The following is a 26,673-nucleotide window of genomic DNA, read 5'->3' on the forward strand; positions in this document are numbered from 1 at the left end:
AAGCGAATTCTGAAAATATTTTTTGAAGGTGTTTTTGCTCAGACAGATCGGCCGTTGCACTCAATGCAGTTTCGCGCGAAAGAACTGAAGCGCCTTCTCGTCGAGTTGCTCATGAAAGGCGACGCGGTCGAAACCACCTGCATCGACGCAAAGCTCCGGTGCCCTCTGCCGCATCGATGCAGAACAGGGCGCGAGAAACACAAAATGCGCAGATCGCGCGACAACGTGAAAGTCGGGCCGCTCAGGTAATGCACCCGCAACTGCGTGCACGGTCTCAGGCAACACGCCATCTCCTCCGAACTGCGATGCCCAGATCTGAATGGGTGCGCGAACATTGACCAGGTCGCTTCGCTGCGGGAACACGTTCATCGGATCCGCCAGCACGAAGGCCTTGATGCGCGCATCGTGCGTAAAAACCTTTGCGGGCAACTGCAAATGCCTGATCTCCTGACAGATGGGCAAATCAGGGTCTGGACAAGGGACGTTCGCGTGCGCGAAATCCGGATCCGCGCCCGCCAGCACGAGCCCCGTGTAGCCACCGCGCGAGAAACCGAAGAACCCTATCCGGTTTCCGTCGATCAACTTCGCGTCCGGCGCAGCGGTGAGCATGTAATCGATCAGACGCTTGATGTCAGTCGGACGCTCGATGAACTCCGATATATCGGCTGCATGGCTCATGTCCGAGAAGGTATCGCCCGGATGATTGATCGCTGCAACGACGAAGCCGGCGTCGGCGAGCACCTCGGCGATGTCGTGGTGCCCAAGAAACGATCCGCCATGTCCGTGCGAGATCACGATCAAGGGCAACCGTTCACCCGCAGTAGGACAGTCGCGTCGGCCGCGCAAGACATACGGTCCTTCGGACAAGTCCTGAGCCGGTTCGGCACATGGCGTCCACACCACCGTCTTCAATGCAGGACCGTTGTCATCTTGCGGCACGAGAAGGAATTTGATGCCTGCTGCATGTGCAATCGTCGCGGACAGGCCGAAAAGCAACACCGCTAACAGCGTTCGCATACTGTCTCCCAGGCTGGCTATTTCACCGCCGATCGTAACGCGAGAAAACACCGACGTGTCGCGACGACGAAAAGCCCAAGCCCAAGCGAAGCGCATGAAAGGAGTATGCAATATCGGCGCAAGGCGTATAGGCAGTTAGCCTGCCCTTTATAACCCGTTGCGCCGACTCGAGACACACGAGTAAGCGCGGAAATCATCTCCACGCAATCTCACTGCACCTCAATATATTTTATTTCGCAGTACTGGTCATATCACACTTACCCGATGCACCACTACCGGCGGCACTCTTGATCGTGACGGAAAGCCTGCTTCCCCGATTCGCCGTGATGATCTGTCCGTAACTGACGGTCGGAATGAACTGGATATCAGGCGCCACCGCAACAGGTGGATTTCTCGCGCCGTCCACGGTCAAGTCGAGTTCGACGGTAATCGTTTCGATCGTGGCGCCCCAGTCGTGACGCCGTGCAGCCTCTTCCTTCTTGAAGTTGCACAGGCCCACCATGACCTGCTCCAGTGCAGTGGGAATGTCGATAGGTTTGCCCGGAGGAATGGGCGGTGTATTGCAGCCTGCTGCGAGAACAGGCAAGACGACGAGAGCGAGGTGCGCGCGCATCACGTTGCTCCATTTCGTGAAATGCATACGAAGCGAATAGCAATACGTCGAACCCAGCATATCGCTCACGCCCGCAAATGGATATTGGACCTTGGTCCAATGTCGTCCGGTACAGGAAAAGCCACGAACGCACGCACGTGCCCGTTGCATGCACTGCGCAACGATTCTTTACCGCCGGCTATACACGTCATTACGTCAGCAATAAAAACGAAAGATCACGTAATGCACATGTATGTAATAAGTCGGTAAGGAATATTTCTCCGTTACGCAATATGAGAATGATTCAATCCCGTTGCGTTACACCCACTTCGAAGTGAGCTTGCAATTCAACCTACAAAAACCCAGCAACTCCACGCGTAACGACCTTGGAGCGCTGAGCGGCAATCTGGAGCCCTCACCAAATGTTTTACAAAACAATACTGCCCACCGCGATATCCGTTGCGGCGCTGTTAACAATTGCGGCGTGCGGGAGCAATTCGCATAACAACGGTTCGACGACCTCGACCGCACCCACGGTATCCGCGCAAGACGCACTGCAAACCGCAACGCCGATCAAGCACCTCGTCGTGATCTTCGGTGAGAACGTATCGTTCGATCACTACTTCGCCACGTACCCGAGCGCGAAGAACGTGACGGGCGAGCCGTCGTTCAGCGCTGCATCCGGCACGCAAACTGACATCGCCACGCTCGCTGCAGCCGGGCTGACGGGCACCGCCAACCCCAACGCGCAAGCGACGTCGCCGAACATCGTTTCCGCCACGGTCAACGGTCAGACGACCACGCCGCCGACGCTCGGCGCAGCGCTCACGACGACCACCGCGCAACCGTTCCGTCTCGACCGTTCGCAAGCGAACACGAAGAGCCAGAACCACGCCTATCAGCCGGAACAGCTCGCCGACGACAACCTGAAGATGGACGCGTTCCCGCTCTTCACGTCGGCCAGCACGATCATCTCGGGCAGCACGGGACAGTTCGGTTCGTCGGCACAGGTGCTCGGTTACTTCGACGGCAACACGGTGACCGCGTACTGGAACCTCGCGCAGAACTTCGCGATGAACGACAACGCGTGGACCGACACGTTCGGCCCCTCGACGCCGGGCGCCATCGAAGTCGTCTCAGGTCAGAATCAGGGCGTGACGGTGACGCCGAATCCGAAGAACCCGACGGTGACGACCAGCGCCAACGCGATTCCTGACGGCCAGGGCAGCTTCACGATGATCGGCGACCTCGACCCGACCACCGACGTCTGCACGGCCAACGCGCAATCGGCCACGAGCGGCCCGACGGGCATGATGAACGGCAAGAACATCGGCGATCTGCTGAATGCCGCGAACATCACGTGGGGCGGCTTCATGGGCGGCTTCAACCTGCAGACGGTCAACGCGAACGGCTCGACGGGCTGCACGCGCTCGACGTGGTCGGATGTGCTCGGCAGCGCGCCGATCGACTACGTCCAGCACCACGCGTGGTTCCAGTACTACCCGTCGACGGCTAACCCGACGCACCAGCGTCCGACGTCGACCGCGATGATCGGCTTCACGGAGCCGTCGCTCGACAACACGGCCACCCCCGTTCACCACCAGTACGACAGCGATGACTTCTTCGCAGCCGTGCAGGCGGGCAACTTCCCGTCGGTCAGCTTCCTGAAGGCGCCCGCTATCAGCGACGGCCATCCGGGCAACTCGGATCCGCTCGACGAGCAGGCTTTCGTCGTGAAGGTCACGAACTTCCTGCAGCAGCAGCCTGACTGGAAGAACACGCTGGTCGTGATCGCCTACGACGACTCCGACGGCTGGTACGACCACGTCGTGCCGACGATCAAGAGCTCGTCGTTCGATACGACGCTCGTCTCGACGATCGCGGGCGCAACCTTCACGGGCGCCGACCAGCTGTCGGGCCAGGGCCAGTGCACGGGCACGGGCGCGACGCAGCCGCTCGGCATCAACGGCGGTGCAGTCAACGGCCGTTGCGGTCCGGGTACGCGTACGCCGTTCCTGATGATCTCGCCGTGGGCGAAGGTGAATTTCGTCGACCACACGCCGATCACGCAGGCTTCCGTTGTCCGGTTTATCGAAGACAACTGGCTCGGCGGCAAGCGTCTGGGCGCCGGTTCGTTCGACGCATCGGCTGGCGATATCCGCAGCATGTTGAATTTGAGCGGCGCAGGCAACAGCCCGACGGTCTTCCTCGACCCGAGTCTCGGCACGAAGCTCGCTGCAGCGCCGGCGACCAACTGACCGGACAGGCGCCCTGGGCTTTTCCTCGCATCGCACGGCATGACGCGCGGGGCGCCTGACAACTTGTAGTGGGTCGAGCCAGCACGGCGACGTGCTGGCTCGGCGTCTTTTCAGCACCATTTTTTTGCCATCATCGCCATGAGCTCTCCAAACTCTGCCTTGCCGCCCTCACTGCCCGCCGGCGACGCCCAGCGCGGCGCCAAACGCCACCTGCTGCGCGTGCTCGGCTGGACGGCTGCCGTCATCGCGGCCGGCTGCGTCGCGTTCGCCACCTATGCGGCGCTCTATCCGGAGCGGATGCCTCTCGCGATTGGCACCATCGTCGAAGATTTCACCGGCGCGAATCCGCAGCCGGTCGTGCTGCACGTCCCGCCGACCCAGCCGCTGAGCGCAGTCGCCCTGCTCGGCAAGCAGATTTTCAACGACCCGTCGCTGTCAGCGTCGGGCAAGCAATCGTGCGCGTCGTGCCACAGTCCCGATCACGCATACGGGCCGCCGAACGACCTCTCCGTGCAACTCGGCGGTCCGCATATGACGGACGCCGGCTACCGGCCGCCGCCCTCGCTTGCGTATCTGTATCGTCAGGCGCCGTTCTCGATCGGCCCCGATCAGAACGATATGGACGCCGCGCCCGTCTCGCTCGACCAGTTGGCGTCGGCCGCGAGCGGCACGCAGCGCGCGGTGAAGTCGGCGGGTGTCGCGCCTGCCGCGCCTGCGCTCGTACCGCAGGGCGGCCTCTTCTGGGACGGCCGCGCCAGCACGCTGCAGGACCAGGCGATCGGGCCGATGCTGAACCCCGTCGAAATGGCCAACAAGAGCACGGATGAAGTCGCGCACAAGCTGATGAACGCGAAGTACCTCGACCAGTTCAAGCAGCTGTTCGGTGATCGGATCATCCAGCAGCCCGATCTGCTCGTCGATGAAGCGATGTTCGCCGTGGGACGCTATCAGTTCGAAGACCCGTCGTTCCATCAATTCACCAGCAAGTACGATTACTGGCTGCAGGGCAAGGCGCACCTCACGCAGGCGGAACTTCGCGGCTTGCGTCTCTTCAACGATCCGGACAAGGCGAACTGTGCGGGCTGTCACCTGAGCAAGCCGACGGCCGATCATCTGCCGCCGCTCTTCACCGACACGCAGTACGAAGCGCTCGGCGTGCCGCGTAATCGCGACCTGCCCATCAACAAGGATCCGAAGTTCTACGACATGGGCGTCTGCGGCCCGTTCCGTACCGACGCGGCTTCGCTGACGCAATATTGCGGCATGTTCCTGACGCCGACGCTGCGTAACGTCGCGACACGCCACGCGTTCTTTCACAACGGCGTGTATCACGATCTGCAGCACGTGATGGACTTCTACAATCTGCGCAACACGAATCCCGAGAAGATCTATCCGCTCGATGCCGCTGGCAAGCCGCAAAAGTACGACGACATTCCCGCGAAGTACGTGGCGAATATCGACGTGGCCGATGCGCCGTTCGATCGCAAGCTGGGCGACAAGCCTGCGATGACCGACGATGAGGTCAAGGACATCATCGCGTTCATGAATACGCTGACGGACGGGTACAAGCCTTAATCGCAGTTCGCGAATGGTGATGCTGGCGAACTTCACGTACGCAGTGAAGTTCGCCAGCCGGTTCGTACAGAGTTAAAGCGCCGCTGACGTCAATGTTTGATCCGCATGATAGGAAGAGCGCACGAGCGGTCCGGCGACGACTTCCCGAAACCCCATCTCCAACCCTTCTTTCCTGAAGGCCGCAAAAGCCTCCGGCGAAACATAGCGCGCGACGCGCATATGAAAGCGTGAAGGCGCGAGATACTGCCCGATCGTCAGCACATCGACATCGTGCGCACGAATATCGCGCATCGTCTGCAGAAGTTCTTCGTCGCTTTCTCCGAGCCCCACCATCAGTCCCGACTTCGTGACCACGGCATCGTTCGCCTGCTTCACCCGCCGAAGCAACTCCAGCGATCCACGATAATCCGCCCCTGCACGCGCTGCGCGATACAGCGAAGGCACGGTCTCGACGTTGTGATTGAACACATCGGGCCACGCGGCAGATAACGCATCGAGCGCGCGCTCCACCCGCCCGCGAAAATCCGGCGTCAGCACTTCGACGCGTATTCCCGGCACACGCTCGCGCAACAACATCACGCAGCGCGCGAAATGCGCCGCGCCGCCATCGCGCAGATCGTCGCGATCGACCGATGTGATCACCACATACTTCAATCCCAACGCAGCAACAGCATCGGCGAGCCGGGACGGTTCTGCATCATCGAGCGGCAACGGACGACCATGCGCGACATCGCAGAACGCGCAACGCCGCGTGCAGATGCCACCCATGATCATGAACGTCGCCGTGCGCTGCGCAAAGCACTCGCCGATATTCGGGCACATCGCTTCCTCGCACACCGAATGCAGTTTGTGCTCGCGCAGGATCGACGCCATGCCCGCCACCGTCTCGCTCATCATCGGACGCGCACGCAGCCATGGCGGCTTCGGCAGCGCATCGCCGCGCTCGAGCGGCACGATCTTCACGGGAATGCGCGCAAGCTTGTCGCGCGAACGCAAGCCGTGCTGACCGAGCGCAGTGACGCTGTCGTGCGATGAAGGAACGAGCGGCGCGGCGTCCATCGTCAGGCTCCCAGAAAATCGTTGAGCAGGCGGTTCACTTCGGAGGCCGACTCCATCTGCACCATATGCCCCTTGCCCGGCAGCACATGCACGCGGATATCGCCGGGCAGTCCCTGCGCATGGCTCGATGGAATGATCTGATCCAGCTCGCCCCAGATCACCAGCGTGCGCGGCGCCAGCTTGTCGACGCGATCGCGGTAACTGCGCTGCTGCGCGCCTTCCTTGAACGACGACGCCGCGATCTTCTGCAATGTCTCGCTCACGCCTTCGAGCCGCTTGTATTTGACGATGTCTTCGATCAGTTGCCGCGTAACGAGCGAGCCATCGGCGAACAGTTTCGTCAGATGCGGCTTCAGCGTATTGCGGCTGTTGCCCGACACGAATCCGTCGATGTACTCGCGGTTGATTTCATCGCCCAGCCCCGCGCCGGCGATCAGCGAAAGCGACGCCACACGCTGCGGCGCTTTCGCTGCCACCGTCATCGCGACGAGACTGCCCATCGAATGCCCGACGAGATGCGCCTGCTCGATGCCGCGATCGTCGAGAAACGCGATTACGCTATCGGCGAGTTCATCAGCGCTACCCGACTCCACCGCTTTCGTCGATTCACCATGCCCCGGTAAATCCAGCGCGTACACCGTGCGATGCGCAGCGAGATCGGCGTGATTGAACAACCAGTTGTTCAGATCGCCGCCGAAGCCGTGAATCAGCACAGCGGGCGTGCCGCCTTCGCCGATCTTCAGGAAACGGATCGTGCGTCCGCCGATCTGCGCTTTCTCGGGCTGCGGGCCTGCATCCGCCGAATCTGCGGCGAGCGGCACGAAGTCGCGCTGAAATGCTTCGACGGCGGCGTCGATGTCCGCGTCCGCCTCTTCCGTATCGGCAACGACGCCTAGCAGCGCGCCGACGGGCAGCGTGTCGCCCTCTTGCGCGACCTGGCGGCGCAATGTGCCGTTGAACGCGCACTCGACACCCGACGCGATCTTGTCGCTCTCGACGTCGAGCACTTCATCGCCTTTCGCGACCTTGTCGCCGATGGACTTCAACCAGCCGTTGACCTGTCCCTGCTCCATCGACAGGCCCCACTTGGGCATTGTGATCATGTGAATCGACATTGCTCGGTTCCTCGTTTGATGCAGTGAAAACGCTGTGTCAGTGTCGCGTCTGCTTGACGGCCGCTGCGATCTTGTCCGCCGAAGGAATGTACATATCCTCCAGCACGCCAGCGAAAGGCGTGGGCGTATGCGGCGCAGTGACAAGCTCGACGGGCGCTTTCAGCGAATGGAATGCCTTCGACGCAACCAGCGCGGCAATATCCGTCGCCACCGAACAGCGCGGATTCGCTTCGTCCACCACAACGACGCGGCCCGTGCGTTCGACGCTTTCCAGAATCGTGTCCTCGTCGAGCGGCGACGTGGTGCGCAAATCGATCACTTCCGCCTTGATGCCTTCTTTCGCGAGCCGGTCGGCGGCATCCGTCGCGTAGTGCACCATGCGTCCATACGTGACGATGGTCGCGTCGTCGCCTTCGCGCACGACGTTCGCTTCGCCGAACGGAATCGCGTACAGCTCTTCGGGCACGTCGCCTTCGCGTGTGTACAGCAGCTTGTGCTCGCAGAAAATGACGGGATCGTTTTCGCGGATCGCCTGAATCATCAAACCCTTCGCGTCATACGGCGTCGACGGACACACCACCTTGAGTCCCGGCACATGCGTGAATAGCGACGTCAGCATCTGCGAGTGCTGCGCAGCCGCGCGCAAACCCGCGCCTTGCATCGTGCGAATGACGACGGGCGTCACCGCGTTGCCGCCGAACATGTAGCGGAATTTCGCGGCCTGATTGAAGATCTGATCGAAGCACACGCCCATGAAGTCGATGAACATCAGTTCCGCGACGGGACGCATGCCCGCTGCCGCCGCGCCCACGGCTGCGCCGATGAAGCCGCCTTCCGAAATCGGCGTGTCGAGCACGCGGCCCGGATACTTGTGAAAAAGCCCTTTCGTGACGCCGAGCACGCCGCCCCATGCGTCCTCTTCGCCCGGCGCGCCCGCGCCGCCCGCGTTGTCTTCGCCCATCACGATGACGCTTTCGTCGCGCGCCATTTCCTGACTCAGTGCTTCGTTGATCGCCTGAGAAAATGTGATCTTGCGTGCCATGTCTGTCTCCTTGTTTGCCTGGAAATAATCGCGTTCGATTACGGATACGACACGTACACGTCGGTCAGCAGATCGGCTTCCGTCGGCAGCGGCGCGGCTTTCGCTTTCAGCACGGAATCGTCGATCAGCGCTTTCACGTCCGAATCGATCTTGCGCAGATCGTCGGTGTTCAACATCTCCGCGCGCACCACGCGCTCTTCGAAACGCTTCAGGCAATCCTTTTCGTCACGCAGCTTCTGCACTTCGCCTGGCGCGCGATACGTCTGCGCATCGCCTTCGAAGTGGCCGAAGTAGCGCGACAGCTTCACTTCGATCAGCGTCGGTCCACCGCCGCCACGCGCGCGCTCGATCGCTTCGCCCAGCGCTTCATGCACCGCGAAGAAATCGAAGCCGTCGACGATCACACCAGGCATGCCGAAGCCGCTCGCGCGGTCGGCGATGTTGTCGGACGAAACGGACCACGTCGACGACGTCGCTTCCGCGTAGCCGTTGTTCTCCGCGACGAAAATCGCGGGCAAGCGCCACACGCTCGCCAGATTCATCGATTCGAAGATCACGCCCTGGTTCGATGCGCCATCGCCAAAGAAGCACACGCCCACGCCGCCCGTCTTTTTCAGCTTTGCCGCGAGCGCCGCGCCGCACACGAGCGGACCGCCCGCGCCGACGATGCCGTTGGCACCCAACATGCCTTTCGACAGATCCGCGATGTGCATCGAGCCGCCCTTGCCTTTGCACACGCCCGTCTGACGACCGTAAATCTCGGCCATCATGCCGTGCACGTCTACGCCCTTCGCGATGCAATGGCCGTGTCCACGGTGCGTGGTCGCCACATAGTCCCTGTCGTTCAGATGCAGCATCGTGCCGACAGCCGATGCTTCCTCGCCTGCATACAGATGCACGAAGCCCGGTATCTCGCCCGTCGCGAACTCGACGTGCAGACGCTCTTCGAACTCGCGAATGGTGCGCATCAGCCGGTACGCGTCCAGCAGTTTCTCCCTGCTCAACTGACTCGAAACAGACATGGTGTGTCTCCTTGATGAAGTCGATCTTCACTGCAACGGGTGCGGAGTGGGCTCCGCGTGATTGAATGAACTCCCTCTATTTCTCGTGCATTTGCATGTGCATATGCTTGTGCGATGCGCCCGCCATCTCTCGCATCAACTGACGCGATGCGGAGAAACGCAGCGTGCGGCTCACGTCGACCGTCAACGGGCCGCTCCAGTCGAGCGAGATTTCGTAGCGATCGTCGCGCTCGATTTCGATTTCGCGCTCGCCGTCGAATGCAAGCGTTCCATGCCGCGCGTCGATGGGCAGCCAGTCGCCGACTTCGAAACGCTCGCAGGTGCGCATCGTTACCTGATCGATGCGACCAGGCGCGATCGGCGCGAAGATCGGCACACCGTCGCCATTCATGAAGCCGTGTTCGTCGGGTTGCGCGAACGTCAACTGCAAACCGTGCGGCGCCGTGCGCTCGACAGGCGCCCACGCGCCGCCTATCGACGACAGGCCGATGCCGTCCGGCGATGCGAACGTGAGGAACAACGACTCGATATCCGACGGCTCCGACACGGCACGCGCGCCGACGAAGCGCTGACGGCTCACGCACACATCGACGAGCGCGATCTCTTCGCGTCCGCAATTCGGCCCCGCGACGCAGCGCACGACGAGCCGCTTGTTGCGCGTCAACGCGACATCCGGCGGCACGACGCCTGACGCCACCAGTGCGCCCGCCATGCCCGCGACGGTGGCTTCGCGCATGTCGGGAAACGCGTTGTTGGTGCCCGTGGACAGCGTGAGCAACGGCACGCCGCCACAATGCGCAGCCACCGCGCGATGCGTGCCGTCGCCGCCCAGCACGGCGATCAGCTCGACGCCTTCGCGCACCATGTGCGCGGTGCCTGCATGCGTGTCGGCGACGGAGTCGGTGATGGGAAGATCGACGAATTCGACTTCGGGCCAGCGTTCGGTTTTGCCCGTTGCCGCATGTGTGTCGAGCGCACGCAGCAGCAGCGCAGCGACGCCCGTGCGATCGCGCAAGGTCAGCACGCGATCGACGCCCAGCGCGCCGAGTCCCGCGATCAGACGCACGACCATGTTGGCCTTTTCCGCTGTCGGGAATACGGACGCGTGCGTCGTAAGGCGGCGAATGTCGCGCCCCGACGCAGGGTTCGCGATCACGCCGACTGTGATGGGCGATGGCACTGAGGTTGTCTCCGATGTGTTTGTCGATAGCGGTTGCTTTTTACGTGCGATACGCACGCCGCTTCGTGTGACAAGCGTTACTGCAACAGCTATGCCAATCTTTCTTCGGCTGCGCGGAGAACGCGGAGCGCCTTGTGCGCAAAGGCTTTCACGGTCGCGAAACGGTACTGCTGCAAACACGCGCTCCGTCGCATGACGCAGCGCACATGGCGCACTTCGCGTCGCGCGCCGAACCCGTTTCATGTCGACTCGCGGCGCATGCCCGATGGCATCGAACGATGCGCGTCTCACTGCTGTCTCACACACGAGTGAGACGATCGTCTCAAGCGTCTCGCGTGCTGCAATGCAATGTGATCGCGCGGACGGGATGTGCTACAAGAAGGTCCGATCGCAGAGACCAGCGCGTTCAATCGACCGTTATCGACGGAGCCGGCCATGCCCTACGTCTCTCAAACGCAGCATATCGACCGCGTGCGCGGCGCCATCGAAGGACGCCTGCCCGCGCCCGCCAACTCGTCGCGCCTCGTGTCGTCGTGGCAGCGTTCGTATGAGCAATACCGGCTCGATCCCGGCTCGGTGATCGGGCCGCGCGTGTTGACGTCGGCGGAACTCCGCGACGTGCAGGGCAAGGAGGAAGCGTTCTTGCGCGCATCCGGCCAATGCCTCGCGCGGCTGCACGACATGATCCGCATGGCCGACTACTGCGTGATGCTCACTGACGCGCACGGCGTCACCATCGACTACCGCATCGACCGCGAGCGGCGCGGCGATTTCAAGCATGCAGGCCTTTACATCGGCTCGTGCTGGTCGGAACGCGAAGAAGGCACCTGCGGCATCGCGAGTGTGCTCACGGATCTCGCGCCCATCACCGTGCACAAGACCGATCATTTTCGTGCGGCGTTTACTACGTTGACGTGCAGCGCGTCGCCGATCTTCGCGCCGACGGGTGAACTGATCGGCGTGCTCGATGCGTCCGCCGTGCAGTCGCCCGACAACCGCGACAGCCAGCGACTCGTGTTTCAACTCGTGCGTCAAAGCGCGGCGTTGATCGAAGACGGCTACTTCCTCAATCAGACCGCGCAGCACTGGATGATCTTCGGCCACGCCAGCCGCAATTTCGTCGAAGCGCAACCGGAAGTGCTGATCGCCTTCGATGAGTGCGGCAATATCGCCGCATCGAATCGCAAGGCGCAGGAATGCATCGCGGGCCTGAGCGGGCCGCGTCACGTCGATGAGATCTTCGATACGTCGGCTGTGCATCTGCACGACGTAGCGCGCACCGATACGATCGTGCCGCTGCGTCTGCGCGCAACAGGCGCGGTTTTGTATGCGCGCATTCGCGCGCCGTTGAAGCGTGCTTCGCGGGTTGCTTCTGTAGTGTCACCTTCCAATGCACTTCATGACGCACATGCCGATACGAACCTCGATGCCATCAGCCGCTTCCTGCACAGCCGCGACTCGCGTATCGCGCGCAATGCGGACGTCGCGTTGCGCATCGCGGGCAAGCATCTGCCGATATTGATCCTCGGTGAAACGGGTGTCGGCAAGGAAGTGTTCGCGCAGGCGCTGCATGCGTCGGGCGCGCGGCGCGCGAAGCCGTTCGTCGCGGTCAATTGCGGTGCGATTCCCGATTCGCTGATCGAAAGCGAGCTGTTCGGTTACGCGCCAGGCGCATTCACGGGCGCACGCAGCCGCGGCGCGCGCGGCAAGATTGCGCAGGCGCACGGCGGCACGCTGTTCCTCGATGAAATCGGCGATATGCCGCTCAATCTGCAAACGCGGCTGTTGCGCGTGCTGGCTGAAGGCGAAGTGCTGCCACTCGGCGGCGATGCGCCCGTGCGGGTCGATATCGACGTGATCTGCGCGACGCACCGCGATCTCGCGCGCATGGTCGATGAAGGCACGTTCCGCGAAGACCTGTACTACCGGTTGAGCGGAGCGACGCTGCATATGCCGCCGCTGCGCGAACGCGCCGATATTCTCGACGTCGTGCATGCCGTGTTCGATGAAGAAGCGCAAAGCGCGGGACATGTGCTGACTTTAGACACACGTCTTGCCGAACGTCTGTCGCGTTTCGCGTGGCCCGGCAATATCCGGCAACTGCGCAACGTGCTGCGCTATGCATGCGCGGTATGCGATTCGACGCGCGTCGAATTGCGGCATGTTTCGCCCGATGTGGCAGCGCTGCTTGCGCCCGATGAAGCGGCCTCACGGCCCGCGCTCGCGGGCGGCGAAGACGATGAACGGGCGCGGATCGTCGATGCGCTCACGCGGCATCACTGGCGTCCGAACGCAGCCGCCGAAGCGCTCGGCATGTCGCGCGCAACGTTGTATCGGCGGATTGCGAAGCTGGGGATCGTCGGGCCGCATCGCGGCTAATACGCTTTTAGCCCGCGTTTAAGGCCGCAATCTGTTTACCGAGGTCGCACAGGCGCTCGCGCAATTCGGGCGGATCGAGCACTTCGACATGTCCGGCGAAGCCCAGCAATTGCTCCGCTGCATAGCCGAGTTGCTCGACGGGCAAGGTCACTTCCTGCCAGCCGTCCTGCTCCGAAGGCGACGCGATCTGCGCCTGCTCGACGGCGGCCGCGCCTAGCCGGTGCAGCCTCGTCATGCCTTCCGGCGACAGCCGCAGCCGCGCCGTATGCCGAAGCAGGCTCTTTTCGAACGATGCGACAGCCGCCGTCCACTCTTCGCGCAGATCGAAACCGTCCGGACGTTCGAACGTTTCGTCATGCACGGTCAACTGCGCGATGCTCGACACGCGATAGGTCCGCAACTGTGTCCGCACGCGCGTGACCAGATACCACTCGCCGCCCTTTAGCACGAGCCCGAGCGGATCGCGCACACGCACCCCTTCGTTGTCGTCGCCACCGTTCCACGTGCGGTATTGCATCGACACGCGCTTCTGTTCCCAGACAGCGCCCGCGAGCATCGTCAGCCATGGCGTGGGCGAAGGCCGCTGATACCAGCCGACGGGATCGATATGCAGCCGGGAACCGATGCGCGACGAATCGGGCGCGGCGTCGGGCAACGCGGTGACGAGCTTCAGCTGCGCGGCGCGCAGCTGTTCGGATAGCCCGAGATCGGACGCCGCGCCCGTCAGCCCGGCAATCGACAGCGTTTCGGCTTCCGCCTTCGTGATGCCCGTCAGCTTTGCGCGATAACCGTCGAGCAGCGCAAAGCCGCCGCCCGGCCCGCGATCCGCATAGATCGGCACGCCTGCCGCGCTCAACTGGTCGATGTCGCGATAGACCGTGCGGATCGACACGTCGAACTCGTCGGCGAGCGCCTGCGCGGTCACGCGGCCTTTGACCTGCAGCATCAACAGCATCGAAACGAGGCGGCTGGTTGCCATTTTTTGCGCCCTTCTTAATTCATGACATAGGTTGTCAGTTATTGACGAGTATAAAGTGAGTTATAGACAAAGATCCATTGGGATGTGCCTTATGCGCGTTACCTACGTAGTTCGCTTTCAGGTCTTGCCCGACCGGCTCGAACGCTTTCTCACGCTGCTGAACGCCGTGCTCGACGCCATGCGCGAAGAGGCCGATTTCCGTGATGCCGTGCTGCATCGCGACCCGGACTCGGCGTGCCGTCTGATGCTGGTCGAAAGCTGGGAAAGCCATGAAGACGAGGACGAAGAACAAATTCACAGGCCGTACCGGCGTGCGTATCACGAGGCGCTCGCCGATCTGCTCGTGCGTCCGCGCGAAGTCACCGAATGGCGCACGTTGCGCATGGATCAGCGGGATATGCGATTCGAATCGCACGTCGCGGACGAACTGGTCGAGGCCCGCGCATGAGCACGTCGACGGCCATGCCGCGGCACAGCGGCAGTCTCAGCGTCATGCAAGGCGCCGCGCTCTATGTGGGCGCCGTGCTCGGCACGGGCGTGATTGCGCTGCCTGCGCTCGCGGCTGAAGCCGCCGGCCCCGCGTCGCTCGTCGCGTGGCTGGCGCTCGTGCTGCTCTCGGCGCCGCTTGCGGCAACCTTCGCCGCGCTCGGCGCGCGCTATCCCGATGCGGGCGGCGTATCCACGTACGTGCGCAATGCATTCGGTCCGCGTGCAGCGGCCATCGTCGGATGGTGCTTTTACTTTGCCGTGCCAGCGGGCGCGCCGGCTGCGGCGATGTTCGGCGGCGCCTATGTCGCGGCGGCGTTCGGCGGCGGCGAGTGGACAGTGATCGGCACGGCTGCCGCGCTGATACTGACCGTGACGCTGTCCAACGCGCTCGGACTGACGGTATCGGGCCGCTTGCAACTCGTGCTCGCCGCGTTGCTCGTTGCGCTGTTGCTGGCGGCGGTGATCGCGTCGGCGCCGCATGCGCAGATGGAGAATCTGCGTCCGTTCGCGCCGCATGGCTGGCTCGCCGTGTTTCCGGCCGCGGCGTTACTCGTCTGGAGCTTCGCGGGTTGGGAAGCCATCACGCATCTGGCCGCGGAGTTTCGCCGCCCCGCGCATGACTTGCCGCTGGCTGCGGGCATTGCCGTCGTCGTAGTCGGTGTGCTGTATATGGGCGTCGCGACGATGAGCGTCATGGTGCTCGGACCGGCAGCGGGTACGTCGAGCGCGCCGCTCGCGGAACTGCTCGCACGCGGACTCGGCGGCAAGGTGCACATGCTTGCAGCCGTCGCCGCATTGCTGCTCACGCTCGGCACGATGAACGCGTATTTCGCGGGCGCCGCGAAACTCGGCGCAGCGCTCGGACGCGACGGCGCGCTGCCGCAGTGGCTCGCGCAAGGCAGCCGTGCGGGCGATGTGCCGCGCCGCAGCCTGTTCGTGATCGCGGGGCTTGCCACCTTTGCGCTGGTCGTCGTGGTGATGGCGGGCGTGGGTCCGAAGCCGCTCGTGCTGTTGACCACCGGTTCGTTCGTCACCGTGTATGCGCTCGGCACGGCGGCTGCGCTGCGTCTGTTGCCGCGCGGCAGTTGGCCTCACCGATGCGCACGCGTCGCCCTCGTTGCCGTCGCCGGATTGTGTTGTGCGACGGGCTGGTATCTGTTGTGGCCGCTCGCCGTTACCGGCTGCGCGCTGCTTTATCTGCGCGTGCGACGTGTATTCGTTTCGAGAGCGAGGGCCATCCCATGAAGATGCAACACACACGAGAAAACCGGTTGACAACACATCGACGGCACGACACACTCGAATGCATGCTGACGCTCACCACCACGACATACGTCGTTAAAAACCGTATTGCACGCCATCGCGGCGGGCCTATGGGAGCGTGTGTGCGTTAGAAATTGCAGCAGTCGGCAAAACGATCCCAAGGCCCCGCCGGAAACGGAAGGGGCCTTTTGTTTTGTATGTGCCTTCCGTGCCCCGGCTCAATTGACGGAGTGCATGATGGACAAGGCTTGCCAGCAGTTCACCGATGACGAATCACTCTGCTTTTCGCGTACGCAAGAGGAGCGCTTACCCAGAGTCGTTGTTCACTTCGCAGTGCAACCCGGCGCGACGATGTCGTGGCGCGTCGAGGCGAACACCGAGCTTCTCGTGCAGGGCGCGCGCGTGTGGTTGACGCGCGCGGCATCGCCGTACGACCACTGGCTGCAGATCGGCGAGACGTTCCGTCTGCAGCGCGGCGAACGCGTGTGGGTCAGCGCGGACGGCGACACGCCGGCGCGTCTCTCGCTGACCACGCACCCTGTTAAATCGCGCGGCACGCTGGTGCGTCTGCTCGAACGCTGTTCTTCGCTGGGTGCGGATATTTTTGCGCCGCGCTCCCGTTGAACGTGGGTAATAAAAAAGCTCGTACGCAGTACGAGCTTTTCTGTGTCGCATATCGCATGTCGCGTGACGAACCGCTCAGCGGCGCGGCACGCGATGCTTCTGCACGTCGATCGAAAGTCGATCAAACGCGCTCGATAGCGATCGCAATGCCCTGACCGACGCCGATGCACATCGTGCACAGCGCGAAGCGGCCTTGCGTGCGTTGCAGCTGATACATCGCCGTCGTCACCAGACGCGCGCCGCTCATGCCGAGCGGATGGCCCAGCGCAATCGCGCCGCCGTTCGGATTGACGCGAGCGTCGTCATCGGCGACACCGAGTGCGCGCAGCACGGCAATGCCTTGCGAGGCGAACGCTTCGTTCAGTTCGATCACGTCGAACTGATCCATCTTCATGTTCAGACGCGCGAGCAGCTTTTGCGTCGCGGGCGCGGGACCGATGCCCATCACGCGCGGATCGACGCCTGCCGTCGCGATGCCGAGCACGCGTGCGCGCGGCGTCAGACCGAAACGCTTCGCGGTTTCTGCATTCGCCAGCAACAGCGCGGCTGCGCCATCGTTGACGCCCGACGCATTGCCCGCCGTCACCGTGCCGTCCGGACGCACGACGCCCTTGAGCTTCGCGAGCGTTTCGAGGCTCGTCTCACGCGGATGCTCGTCCTTCGACACGACGATCGCGTCGCCCTTCTTCTGCGGAATCGTCACCGAGACGATTTCCTGCGCGAGCGTGCCGTCCTGCTGCGCGCGCGCCGCCTTCTGCTGGCTGCGCAGCGCGAACGCGTCCTGATCGGCGCGGCTGATGTTGTAGTCGGTCGCGACGTTTTCGCCCGTTTCGGGCATCGAGTCGACGCCGTACAGCTGCTTCATCAGCGGATTGACGAAGCGCCAGCCAATCGTCGTGTCGTAAATGTCGGCCTGACGCGAGAACGCGCTCGTTGCCTTGCCCATCACGAACGGCGCGCGGCTCATGCTTTCGACGCCGCCCGCGATCATCAGCCCGGCTTCGCCCGACTTGATCGCGCGCGCCGCGATGCCGACGGCGTCCATGCCCGAACCGCACAGACGGTTGACCGTCGAGCCCGGCACGTCCTTCGGCAGGCCCGCGAGCAGCAGCGACATGCGCGCGACGTTGCGGTTATCTTCGCCGGCCTGATTCGCGCAGCCGTAGATCACGTCATCGATCGTGCTCCAGTCGACTTCCTTGTTGCGCTCCATCAGCGCCTTGAGCGGCACGGCGCCGAGATCGTCGGCACGCACCGACGACAGCGAACCCGCATAGCGGCCAATCGGCGTGCGAATCGCGTCGCACAGGAAAGCTTCCGTCATGAGATGTCTCCAGTAATGGCGAGGGCCGGCGTATCGTGGAACGCGCCAGCGGCGGCGCATTGGGCAGCGCCAGAAAAACGTGCCGACCGAATCAGATTTGTTCTATACTCGAACAAACGATCATATATCGAACATTTCAGGTTCGATAATAGGCGGGTGGTGGAAAGACTGTCAAGCTTGCTGCCGTGTCGGCAGACCGTCAAACCTGGCAAAAGCGTGTGGCGAAAACGGCAGGAATCGGTGCCGCATCGGAGGTACAGGCCGCGCCAAACCCGCAAAGTTGGAGAAAAACAGCGCTTGCGCTATCGTCACGGCTTTCCGCAGGCTGACAGCCGCCCATTCGAGTCCGAACGTTTCGCATCGAGTTAACACAGGCCATGAGCAAAGTCCCAACCGCGTCACAAGCCGTTCCCGCCAGCGAGACGGACACGCCAGACAAACCGGGCGATTCGTACGTGCAGTCGTTCGCGCGCGGCCTGGCGGTAATTCGCGCGTTCAACGCCGAGCGGCCCGAGCAGACGCTGACGGACGTCGCCTCGGCGACGGGTCTGACGCGCGCGGGCGCGCGCCGCATTCTTCTGACGCTGCAAACGCTCGGCTACGTCGAAGCAGAAGGTCGCCTGTTCCGTCTGACACCGAAGATTCTCGATCTCGGTTTCGCCTATCTGACGTCGATGCCGTTCTGGAATCTCGCCGAGCCGTTCATGGAAGAACTGTCGGCGGAAGTCCACGAAAGCTGCTCGGCGGCCGTGCTCGACCGGACCGAGATCGTCTACGTGCTGCGCATGCCGACGCACAAGATCATGACGATCAACCTGTCGATCGGCAGCCGCTTGCCGGCCTATTGCACGTCGATGGGCCGCGTGCTGCTGTCCGCGCTCGACGAAGCGACGCTCGACGCGACGCTCGACGCATCGCGCATCACTGCGCACACGCCGCGCACGATCACCGACAAGGACGAGCTGAAGAAAGTGATCGCGCAGGTGCGCAGCCAGGGCTGGGCCGTCGTCGATCAGGAGCTGGAAGGCGGGCTGATTTCGCTGTCCGCGCCGATTCGCAACCGGCGCGGTCAGATCATCGCCGCGATGAACATCAGCGGCAACGCGCAGCGCAATTCCGCGAAGCAGATGGTGAAGGCGTTTCTCGAACCACTGCAAAAAGCCGCGCAATCGGTGTCCGACATGGTCGCGCTGCGCGGCTAGAACACGTCAGCGGCTAAGAAAGCGCTCCACCAGGCGCGTCCAGTACGCCGCACCGATAGGCAGATTGCGGTCGTTGAAGTCGTAGTGCGGGTTGTGCACCATGCAGCCGTCTTCGCCGACGCCATTACCAAGGCGCAGGAACGAGCCCGGCCGCTGTTCGAGCATGAACGCGAAATCTTCGCTGCCCATCAGAATGTCCGCGTTCGGCTCGACGTTTTCCGCGCCGACCAGTTCGCGGGCGACCTGAATCGCGAACTCCGTTTCCTCGTCCGTGTTCACGACGACGGGATAGCCTTCCACATAATCGACATGTGCCTTGCCGCCGTAGCTCGCCGCCTGCGTTTCGGCGAGTTCGGTGATGCGCTCTTTCAGCAGCGCGCGCACTTCCGGGCTGAACGAGCGCACGCTCAGTTCGAGCGTCGCGCTCGACGGAATCACGTTGTTCGCGACGCCCGAATGCATCGTGCCGACCGTCACCACGGCGGGCTGCGCCGGATTCACGTTGCGCGCGACGATGGTCTGCAGCGCCATCACGATGCTCGACGCGATCACGATGGGATCGACGGTCAGATGCGGGCGCGCCGCGTGGCCGCCGACGCCTTCTATGGTGATCGTCGCCTTGTCGCCCGCGGCCATGAACGCGCCCTTGCGGAACAGGAACTTGCCCGGCTCCGCGCCCGGATGGTTGTGCACGCCGAACACGGCGTCGCACGGAAAGCGCTCGAACAGACCGTCTTCGATCATCTTCTGTGCGCCGCTGTCGATGCCGCTTTCTTCAGCGGGCTGAAAATACAGATGCACGGTGCCCGAAAAATTGCGCGTCTTCGCAAGATGCTGCGCGGCGCCGAGCAGCATCGTCGTGTGGCCGTCGTGGCCGCATGCGTGCATCTTGCCGCGCGTGCCGCTCGCATACGGCAACCCCGTCTGTTCGACGATGGGCAACGCGTCCATGTCCGCGCGCAGGCCGATGCTGCGCGTGCCGTCGCCGACCTTCAACGTGCCGACCACGCCCGTCTTGCCCACTTCGCGCGTCACCTGCCAGCCCCACGCTTCGAGCTTGTCGGCGACGAGCGCAGCCGTCGCGACTTCCTCGTACGCGAGTTCCGGATGGTGGTGAATGTGGTGGCGAATGTCGCGCAGCGCGGCGGCTGCGGGTTCGAGGTCGGCGATTTCGGTGAGGCGGATGGCGTCGGTCATCGGGTGAACTCCGGGTTTACTCGCTGCGTCTCGTGCGCAGCGTTAAACCGCAGACTATAGCAACGCGTGATCTTTCCGTTAAGACGACCGTGCGCCAGACTTACTTAACGCTTTCGCCGGAAACGTGCGCGTCCAGCCGCGCCTGATGCGCGTGCTGCGTCCTCACGATGCCTTTCAGAACGTCGACGAATGCGAGACCCGCCTCTTCGAGCGAGCCCGAATTGTCGATATGCGTGAGATGCGCGCCATCGGGCAGCGTGAACGGCGCCTGACGCGCGAGGCGCGCGGCGACCTGCTCTGCCGTCTCGCGTCCGCGCGTCGACAGGCGCTGCGCAAGAATATGCGGCGCGGCGTGGATATGCACGACTTCGAGATGCTGATAGCGCTTCAACGCGCGCGCCAGATACGCGCGCGATCCATTGACCACCACCGTGCAGCCACGTTCGAGCCACGCATCAATCTCGATGCCGATGCCGTAGTGCAATTCATGGCTCGACCATTCGAGCGCGAACAGTCCTTGCGCTGAGCGCGCGGTGAACTCTTCACGCGTCAACGCAATGTGATTCTCATTGTGCCCCGTCTCACGCGTGATATAGCGATGCGCGAACACGACGGACGTGCCCGCGACATGCTCGCGCGCGAAATGCAGCAGCGAATCCTTGCCCGCGCCGGATGGCCCGACCACATAAATCAGGCGGCCTTTCATGCGTTCTCCCGCGATTGTTCTTCTGCCGTGAATGCGAGCCGTTGCCACAGCATGAACGGCTCGCCCGGCGAAGGCTCGACGAAGATCGCGGCGCCGTCGATCGCCAGCGGCCCGAGGCGTTGCGCCTCGTTTTGCCAACGCTCGACGATCGCGGCGCGATCGTCGGCTTGATCGAGCGAATTGGACAGCGTCATGTGAAAGCGAAACTCGTCGAGCACATACGGATATCCCCATTCGACGAGCAGTTCGCGCTGACGTTCCGTCAGCGGCGCCTGCATGCGCTTTGCGATATCCGCCGCCGAAGGCTTCACGCGCAGGGGCGTGAAGGCGCGCAGTGCGTTTGCGGCCAGCGCGCGCATCTGTTCATCGCCGGATGACGTGGCGGGACGCAGCGCGCAGAAATCGCCCAACGTGGCCGCTTCGACATCCAATGCAAACGGCATCTGCTGCTGCGCAAAACGTTCGGCTGCATCGAGCAGATCGGCAATCGTCACGTTCTCAGCGAGATGGAATGGCGCGACCAGCGTGCCATGCCAGCCGTAACGGCGCGGGGAAGTCGTCAGTTGCGCGAGCGGTTGCGACAGCGCAGGCGCATCGTGCGGATCGGGCGAGGCACCGCTTTCGGCATCGCGCGCGAGCCATGTCGAGCCCGCATCCCACCAGCCCGACGCGCGAGCCGGTGCGTAGTAGATCGCGAAACGCGCCTGCGCGGACCATGCGTTCTGGATGGCCGCGCTCATACGTCGTGCTCGACCATCAGTTGCACGCGATCGGCGGCGAAGTGCGTAAAGCCATATTTGATCGGCGTGCCTTCAGTGTCGACGTCGACGTTCTCGACCCACAGCACCGGTTGCTGCCGGTTGATGCCCAGACGACGCGCGACTTCCGGCTCCGGCAACACGCTGCCGATACGGCTCCACTTGCGCAGATAGTCGGTCACGCCGTACTCGGCCATCGCCTTCGTGATGCCGCCTACGCGCTCCAGCACATCGGGCAGATCGCTGAAACGCGCGGCCGGATAGAAATTGCGCGCATACGTGAGCGGCACGCTGTCCGCCTCATGCAGCGATTCGATGCGATAGACGAACGCGCCCGCGCGCAGACCCAACGCCTTCGCGACAGTCGGATCGGCCTTCACGCGCGCCGCCGACAGCATCTTGCCCGCCGGCGAATGATGTTGCTGACGCAAGTTTTCGGTGAAGCGCGTGCGCCTGCCGATGGTGTAATCGATCGCGCCCGGCTGCACGAACGTACCGCGCCCCTGCTCGACGCTGACGAGCCCTTGAGCCGCGAGACCCAACATTGCACGACGGATCGTGTGGCGGTTGACATCGAAACGCCTGGCCAGTTCGCCTTCGCTCGGCAGACGTCCGTCTTCGCCGAAACCGCTGGCCGCGATCTCTTTCGCGAGGATCTGTTCGATCTGCCGCCACACGGCGACGCCCGCTCCACGTTCCAGCATCGCGCCCGGCGCTGCGTCGTCGTTCGATGTCATGGTGCTGTCATTCCCTTCGGTTCAAATAAGCGTTCTGTGCATTGTAGTCCGCAAGCCGTGGCGGAAATATGAAACTGCGCCTTCTGTCACAAGCAAGCGATGTTTTAGCTCTAAACGTCTAGACGTTTAGACGAATAGATGCTCAAATGTCCGGACCCGCTACTGATCTTCCCCTTCCAGGAAACCGCCAGGAACCCCGATGAGTGCCGCCGCCCCTCCTTCCTCTGACTCCCCCGTTTCTGCCAACGCCACGCGCCGCGCATGGATGGCCGTGCTGGCCCGCACGCCGCGCGCCGACCTCGAAGCCGCGCTGAACCATGCGATGGAAGGCACGCCGTTTCCCGCCTTCGACTGGCTGCGCCCGCCCGAAACGGGACTGGCGATGGTGCGCGGACGCATCGGCGGCACGGGCGACGCATTCAATTTCGGCGAGGCGACCGTGACGCGCGCGACGCTGCGTCTGCGCGACACAACGGATGACGGCACGACCGTCGGCGTCGCATGTCATCTGGGCCGCGACCGCCGACGCGCCGAACTCGCTGCTATCGCAGACGCACTGCTGCAAACGCCGCAGCATCACGCACGCTTGCAAGCGCAACTGATCGCGCCGCTCGCATCGCAACTCGCGGCGAAACGCGCAGAACGCCAACAGGACGCCGCATCGACGCGCGTCGAATTCTTCACGATGGTCCGAGGCGACTGATGAACACATCCGCTCAATCTCCGCAGATCGCGCTGTCGACGCTGACGCCCGGTTTCGCCGATCCCGTCCACGACACGCAAGCCGTCTTCCGCACGCTGCTCGATGCGCTGTCCCGTCCGGGCCGCATCGGTACGATCGACAACGTGCTGCCCGCTTCGCGCAGCGACGCGCGCAACACACTGCCGCACGCACGCGCCGATCTCGCCGCGTTCGCCGCGCTACTCGCGCTGTGCGACTACTCGACACCTGTGTGGCTCGCGCAGCCCGACGCCGTGCTCGGCTCCGCGTTGCGCTTTCATACGGGCGCGCCGCTCGTCGACGAACCGCAGGACGCCGCCTTCGCGTATGTGCACGATGCGAGCACGCTGCCGCCGCTGTCGTGCTTCGCACTCGGCGAGCCGGAAACGCCGGAGCAATCGGTGACGTTGATCATTCGCGTCGATTCGCTGAATTCGAGCACGCGAGGCACGCCCGTCGTACTGCGCGGCCCCGGCATCGAACACACGCACACGATCGCGCCGGCCGGCCTGCCCGAGCGCTTCTGGCGCGAACGCGCGGAACTCGCACCGCTGTTTCCGTGCGGCATCGACTGCTATCTCGTCTGCGGCGACACGCTGATCGGCCTGCCGCGCACAACTCACGTGGAGTTCAACTAATGTACGTTGCCGTCAAAGGTGGAGAGCGCGCGATCGAAGCATCGTGGCGCCTGCTCGACAAGGCGCGCCGCGGCGACACGCAGCTCGCCGAACTGAGCGTCGCGCAGATTCGCACGCAGTTGCGGCTCGCCGTCGCGCGCGTGATGACGGAAGGCTCCGTCTACGACGAAGAACTCGCGGCGCTCGCGATCAAGCAGGCCGCCGGCGATCTCGTCGAAGCGATCTTTCTGCTGCGCGCATATCGCACGACGCTGCCGCGCCTCGGCTACACGCAGCCCGTCGATACGGAAGACATGCACATCGAGCGGCGCATTTCGGCGACGTTCAAGGACGTGCCCGGCGGCCAGATGCTCGGCGCAACGTACGACTACACGCAGCGTCTGCTCGATTTCACGCTGCTGGCCGAAGGCGATGTCGATAGCGCGCCGTCACTTAAGCGCGCTGAAAATGCTCAAGCGGAAGCGATGCCGCGCGTCGTTTCGCTACTCGACAAGGAAGGGCTGATCGAACAGGAACGCGTATCGGAAGACGCAGCCGAACCCGGCGATCTGTCGCGCGAACCGCTGTCGTTTCCCGCGAGCCGCGCGACGCGCCTGCAAAATCTGGCACGCGGCGACGAAGGCTTCCTGCTCGCGATGGGCTACGCAACGCAGCGCGGCTACGCGAACTCGCATCCGTTCGCGGGCGAAATCCGCTTCGGCACAGTGGCCGTCGAAATGGAACTGGACGAACTCGGCTTCGCCGTGGAGATCGGTGAAATCGACGTGACGGAATGCCAGATGATCAACCAGTTCGCGGGCAGTACCGAAGTGCCGCCGACGTTCACGCAAGGCTATGGTCTCGCGTTCGGACACTCGGAACGCAAGGCGATGGCAATGGCGCTCGTCGATCGCGCGCTACGTGCGGAAGAACTCGGCGAAACGATCGGCTCGCCGACACAGGACGTCGAATTCATGCTGTCGCACAGCGATAACGTCGAAGCGTCGGGCTTCGTGCAGCATCTGAAATTGCCGCATTACGTCGACTTCCAGGCGGAACTGGAACTGGTGCGCCGTTTGCGGGCAAAGCATGCCGCGCAGGCAAACGGCAACGACCTTGAGGAGCAAGCGGCATGAACGCGCCCGACACGACGATGCAAACCGCCGCGCACGATAGCGCAACCGAAGGCTACAACTTCGCGTATCTCGACGAGCAGACCAAGCGCATGATCCGCCGCGCGCTGTTGAAAGCGGTGGCCGTGCCCGGCTATCAGGTGCCGTTCGCATCGCGCGAAATGCCGTTGCCGTTCGGTTGGGGCACGGGTGGCATTCAGGTGACGTCGGCCATCATCGGACGCGACGACACGTTGAAGGTGATCGACCAGGGCTCCGACGAAACGACGAACGCCGTCAACATTCGACGCTTTTTCGCGCGCACGGCGGGCGTCAACACGACGCGCAAGACGAGCGAAGCGACGATCGTGCAGACGCGTCACCGCATTCCCGAAACGCCGCTTACCGAGAAGCAGATTCTCGTCTATCAGGTGCCGATGCCCGAGCCGTTGTTCAGGCTCGAACCGCGTGTCGCCGAGTGCAAGAAGCTGCATGCGCTCGCTGATTACGGTTTGATCAGCGTGAAGCTTTATGAGGACATCGTGCATCACGGCAGCATCGCGACGACGTACGACTATCCTGTGATCGTCAACGGCCGCTATCTCGCGTCGCCGTCGCCGATTCCGAAGTACGACAATCCGAAGATGCACATGAACCCCGCGCTGCAACTGTTCGGCGCGGGACGCGAGCGGCGCATCCACGCAATTCCGCCTTATACCCCTGTAAAAAGCCTCGATTTCGACGATCATCCGTTCGAAGTGCAGCGCTGGGATCATGCGTGCGCATTGTGCGGATCGACGGAAAGTTTTCTCGACGAAATGATCGTCGACGATCAAGGCAAGCGCATGTTCGTCTGTTCGGACAGCGACTATTGCCACGAGCGGCGCGAACAGCAAGGCACGGACAACACGGAAGGAGAAAGCGCATGACGCCGCTTCTGAGCGCACGCGCGCTCACCAAACAGTATGGCGGCCGCAACGGTTGTCGCAACGTCAGCTTCGATCTGTATCCGGGCGAAGTGCTGTGCATCGTCGGCGAATCGGGTTCGGGCAAATCGACGCTGCTCAATGCGCTCGCGCTGCGCACGCCCGCCGATTCCGGCTCGCTGCACTATGCGAGCGCGCACGGCGACGCGTTGGATCTGCTCGCGCTGTCCGAGCCGCGCAAGCGTCTGTTGATGCGCACCGAATGGGGCTTCGTGCAGCAGAATCCGCGCGACGGGTTGCGCAGCAGCGTGTCGGCGGGCGCGAATATCGGCGAGCCGTTGATGGCTGTCGGCGCGCGGCACTACGGCAATATCCGCGAAGCCGCGACGCAATGGATGTCGCGCGTCGAACTCGATGCATCGCGTATCGACGAATTGCCTTCGGCGTTTTCGGGCGGCATGCAGCAGCGTCTGCAGATCGCGCGCAATCTCGTGACGGGCCCGCGTCTCGTGTTCATGGACGAGCCCACGGCCGGTCTCGACGTGTCCGTGCAGGCGCGTCTGCTCGATCTGCTGCGCACGTTGACGTCGACGCTGCATCTGTCCGTGCTGATCGTCACGCACGATATCGGCGTCGCGCGTCTGCTCGCGCATCGGCTGATGGTGATGCAAGGCGGCGAAGTGGTCGAAGCGGGGCTGACCGATCAGGTACTCGACGATCCGCAGCATCCGTACACGCAAACGCTCGTCTCTTCCGTTCTGCCCGTTTGAGGTCCACCA

At 63.2% G+C, this 26,673-nt stretch carries 25 protein-coding genes; 12 read left to right on the forward strand and 13 right to left on the reverse strand.

What is annotated here, in order from left to right; translation table 11 throughout:
- Window positions 1-60 precede the first annotated feature (60 nt).
- Together QEN71_RS14100 and QEN71_RS14105 are read right to left on the reverse strand one after the other, a co-directional pair.
- Window positions 61-1,017 carry an alpha/beta hydrolase family protein gene (locus QEN71_RS14100; RefSeq protein ID WP_201651042.1) on the reverse strand — a complete coding sequence of 319 codons (957 nt, stop codon included), beginning with the start codon at window positions 1,015-1,017 and terminating at the stop codon, window positions 61-63.
- Window positions 1,018-1,246: 229 nt separating this feature from the next.
- Window positions 1,247-1,630 (reverse strand): hypothetical protein, encoded by a 384-nt coding sequence (locus QEN71_RS14105; RefSeq protein WP_201651043.1) that lies wholly within the window; start codon window positions 1,628-1,630, stop codon window positions 1,247-1,249.
- Between the two features lie 401 nt (window positions 1,631-2,031).
- Here QEN71_RS14105 and QEN71_RS14110 point away from each other — a divergent pair, with 401 nt between their 5' ends.
- Together QEN71_RS14110 and QEN71_RS14115 are read left to right on the forward strand one after the other, a co-directional pair.
- Window positions 2,032-3,867, forward strand: coding sequence for a phospholipase C (locus tag QEN71_RS14110; RefSeq protein WP_201651044.1), 1,836 nt, complete (start codon window positions 2,032-2,034; stop codon window positions 3,865-3,867).
- A 138-nt stretch (window positions 3,868-4,005) separates the two neighbouring features.
- Window positions 4,006-5,442: a cytochrome-c peroxidase gene (locus tag QEN71_RS14115; protein WP_201651045.1), complete on the forward strand. Its 1,437-nt coding sequence runs from the start codon at window positions 4,006-4,008 to the stop codon at window positions 5,440-5,442.
- A gap of 72 nt (window positions 5,443-5,514) precedes the next feature.
- Here QEN71_RS14115 and lipA read toward each other — a convergent pair whose 3' ends face one another.
- From lipA to QEN71_RS14140, 5 genes are all read right to left on the reverse strand, one after another.
- Window positions 5,515-6,501, reverse strand: a complete 987-nt coding sequence (gene lipA / locus QEN71_RS14120) for a lipoyl synthase (protein ID WP_201651046.1) — start codon at window positions 6,499-6,501, stop codon at window positions 5,515-5,517.
- Between the two features lie 2 nt (window positions 6,502-6,503).
- On the reverse strand, window positions 6,504-7,616 hold the full coding sequence (locus QEN71_RS14125; RefSeq protein ID WP_201651047.1) for an acetoin dehydrogenase dihydrolipoyllysine-residue acetyltransferase subunit: 1,113 nt from the start codon (window positions 7,614-7,616) through the stop codon (window positions 6,504-6,506).
- A 37-nt stretch (window positions 7,617-7,653) separates the two neighbouring features.
- On the reverse strand, window positions 7,654-8,658 hold the full coding sequence (locus QEN71_RS14130; protein ID WP_201651048.1) for an alpha-ketoacid dehydrogenase subunit beta: 1,005 nt from the start codon (window positions 8,656-8,658) through the stop codon (window positions 7,654-7,656).
- A gap of 38 nt (window positions 8,659-8,696) precedes the next feature.
- Window positions 8,697-9,680 (reverse strand): thiamine pyrophosphate-dependent dehydrogenase E1 component subunit alpha, encoded by a 984-nt coding sequence (locus QEN71_RS14135; protein ID WP_201651049.1) that lies wholly within the window; start codon window positions 9,678-9,680, stop codon window positions 8,697-8,699.
- Between the two features lie 76 nt (window positions 9,681-9,756).
- On the reverse strand, window positions 9,757-10,860 hold the full coding sequence (locus QEN71_RS14140; RefSeq protein WP_201651050.1) for an ATP-NAD kinase family protein: 1,104 nt from the start codon (window positions 10,858-10,860) through the stop codon (window positions 9,757-9,759).
- A 435-nt stretch (window positions 10,861-11,295) separates the two neighbouring features.
- Between QEN71_RS14140 and QEN71_RS14145 the strand changes: the two genes are divergently transcribed.
- Window positions 11,296-13,239: a sigma-54-dependent Fis family transcriptional regulator gene (locus QEN71_RS14145; RefSeq protein ID WP_201651051.1), complete on the forward strand. Its 1,944-nt coding sequence runs from the start codon at window positions 11,296-11,298 to the stop codon at window positions 13,237-13,239.
- Between the two features lie 7 nt (window positions 13,240-13,246).
- On the opposite strand, the gene QEN71_RS14150 is transcribed toward QEN71_RS14145, so the two are convergent.
- Window positions 13,247-14,218: a helix-turn-helix transcriptional regulator gene (locus tag QEN71_RS14150; RefSeq protein WP_201651052.1), complete on the reverse strand. Its 972-nt coding sequence runs from the start codon at window positions 14,216-14,218 to the stop codon at window positions 13,247-13,249.
- A 91-nt stretch (window positions 14,219-14,309) separates the two neighbouring features.
- Here QEN71_RS14150 and QEN71_RS14155 point away from each other — a divergent pair, with 91 nt between their 5' ends.
- From QEN71_RS14155 to QEN71_RS14165, 3 genes are all read left to right on the forward strand, one after another.
- Window positions 14,310-14,666: a putative quinol monooxygenase gene (locus QEN71_RS14155; protein WP_201651053.1), complete on the forward strand. Its 357-nt coding sequence runs from the start codon at window positions 14,310-14,312 to the stop codon at window positions 14,664-14,666.
- Window positions 14,663-15,952, forward strand: a complete 1,290-nt coding sequence (locus QEN71_RS14160; protein WP_201651054.1) for an APC family permease — start codon at window positions 14,663-14,665, stop codon at window positions 15,950-15,952. The genes QEN71_RS14155 and QEN71_RS14160 overlap by 4 nt, the downstream gene beginning before the upstream one ends.
- A gap of 255 nt (window positions 15,953-16,207) precedes the next feature.
- Window positions 16,208-16,594, forward strand: coding sequence for a DUF2917 domain-containing protein (locus QEN71_RS14165; RefSeq protein WP_201651246.1), 387 nt, complete (start codon window positions 16,208-16,210; stop codon window positions 16,592-16,594).
- Between the two features lie 121 nt (window positions 16,595-16,715).
- Here QEN71_RS14165 and pcaF read toward each other — a convergent pair whose 3' ends face one another.
- Window positions 16,716-17,918: a 3-oxoadipyl-CoA thiolase gene (gene pcaF / locus QEN71_RS14170; protein WP_201651055.1), complete on the reverse strand. Its 1,203-nt coding sequence runs from the start codon at window positions 17,916-17,918 to the stop codon at window positions 16,716-16,718.
- A gap of 377 nt (window positions 17,919-18,295) precedes the next feature.
- Between pcaF and QEN71_RS14175 the strand changes: the two genes are divergently transcribed.
- The gene (locus QEN71_RS14175) at window positions 18,296-19,120 is read left to right on the forward strand and encodes an IclR family transcriptional regulator (protein ID WP_201651056.1); all 825 of its coding nucleotides are present in this window, start codon (window positions 18,296-18,298) and stop codon (window positions 19,118-19,120) included.
- Window positions 19,121-19,126: 6 nt separating this feature from the next.
- Here QEN71_RS14175 and QEN71_RS14180 read toward each other — a convergent pair whose 3' ends face one another.
- The 4 genes from QEN71_RS14180 to phnF form a co-directional block, all read right to left on the reverse strand.
- Window positions 19,127-20,317: a M20 aminoacylase family protein gene (locus QEN71_RS14180; protein WP_201651057.1), complete on the reverse strand. Its 1,191-nt coding sequence runs from the start codon at window positions 20,315-20,317 to the stop codon at window positions 19,127-19,129.
- Window positions 20,318-20,417: 100 nt separating this feature from the next.
- Window positions 20,418-21,023, reverse strand: a complete 606-nt coding sequence (phnN, locus tag QEN71_RS14185) for a phosphonate metabolism protein/1,5-bisphosphokinase (PRPP-forming) PhnN (protein WP_201651058.1) — start codon at window positions 21,021-21,023, stop codon at window positions 20,418-20,420.
- Entirely contained in the window at window positions 21,020-21,763 is a 744-nt protein-coding gene (locus QEN71_RS14190) for a DUF1045 domain-containing protein (RefSeq protein WP_201651059.1), read from the reverse strand. Before QEN71_RS14190 ends, phnN begins: the two co-directional genes overlap by 4 nt.
- A complete protein-coding gene (phnF, locus tag QEN71_RS14195; protein ID WP_201651060.1) occupies window positions 21,760-22,518 on the reverse strand; it encodes a phosphonate metabolism transcriptional regulator PhnF in 759 nt (252 codons plus the stop codon). Before phnF ends, QEN71_RS14190 begins: the two co-directional genes overlap by 4 nt.
- A 199-nt stretch (window positions 22,519-22,717) precedes the next feature.
- Between phnF and phnG the strand changes: the two genes are divergently transcribed.
- The 5 genes from phnG to phnK are packed head-to-tail and all read left to right on the forward strand — an operon-like array spanning window position 22,718 to window position 26,664.
- The gene (gene phnG, locus QEN71_RS14200) at window positions 22,718-23,221 is read left to right on the forward strand and encodes a phosphonate C-P lyase system protein PhnG (RefSeq protein WP_201651061.1); all 504 of its coding nucleotides are present in this window, start codon (window positions 22,718-22,720) and stop codon (window positions 23,219-23,221) included.
- Window positions 23,221-23,877 carry a phosphonate C-P lyase system protein PhnH gene (gene phnH / locus QEN71_RS14205; protein ID WP_201651062.1) on the forward strand — a complete coding sequence of 219 codons (657 nt, stop codon included), beginning with the start codon at window positions 23,221-23,223 and terminating at the stop codon, window positions 23,875-23,877. Before phnG ends, phnH begins: the two co-directional genes overlap by 1 nt.
- On the forward strand, window positions 23,877-24,992 hold the full coding sequence (locus QEN71_RS14210; RefSeq protein ID WP_201651063.1) for a carbon-phosphorus lyase complex subunit PhnI: 1,116 nt from the start codon (window positions 23,877-23,879) through the stop codon (window positions 24,990-24,992). The genes phnH and QEN71_RS14210 overlap by 1 nt, the downstream gene beginning before the upstream one ends.
- Window positions 24,989-25,897 (forward strand): alpha-D-ribose 1-methylphosphonate 5-phosphate C-P-lyase PhnJ, encoded by a 909-nt coding sequence (locus tag QEN71_RS14215; RefSeq protein WP_201651064.1) that lies wholly within the window; start codon window positions 24,989-24,991, stop codon window positions 25,895-25,897. The genes QEN71_RS14210 and QEN71_RS14215 overlap by 4 nt, the downstream gene beginning before the upstream one ends.
- A complete protein-coding gene (gene phnK, locus QEN71_RS14220; protein WP_201651065.1) occupies window positions 25,894-26,664 on the forward strand; it encodes a phosphonate C-P lyase system protein PhnK in 771 nt (256 codons plus the stop codon). The genes QEN71_RS14215 and phnK overlap by 4 nt, the downstream gene beginning before the upstream one ends.
- Window positions 26,665-26,673: the final 9 nt, after the last annotated feature.

Origin of the sequence: Paraburkholderia sabiae (genome assembly GCF_030412785.1) — a bacterium.
GTDB lineage: Bacteria > Pseudomonadota > Gammaproteobacteria > Burkholderiales > Burkholderiaceae > Paraburkholderia > Paraburkholderia sabiae.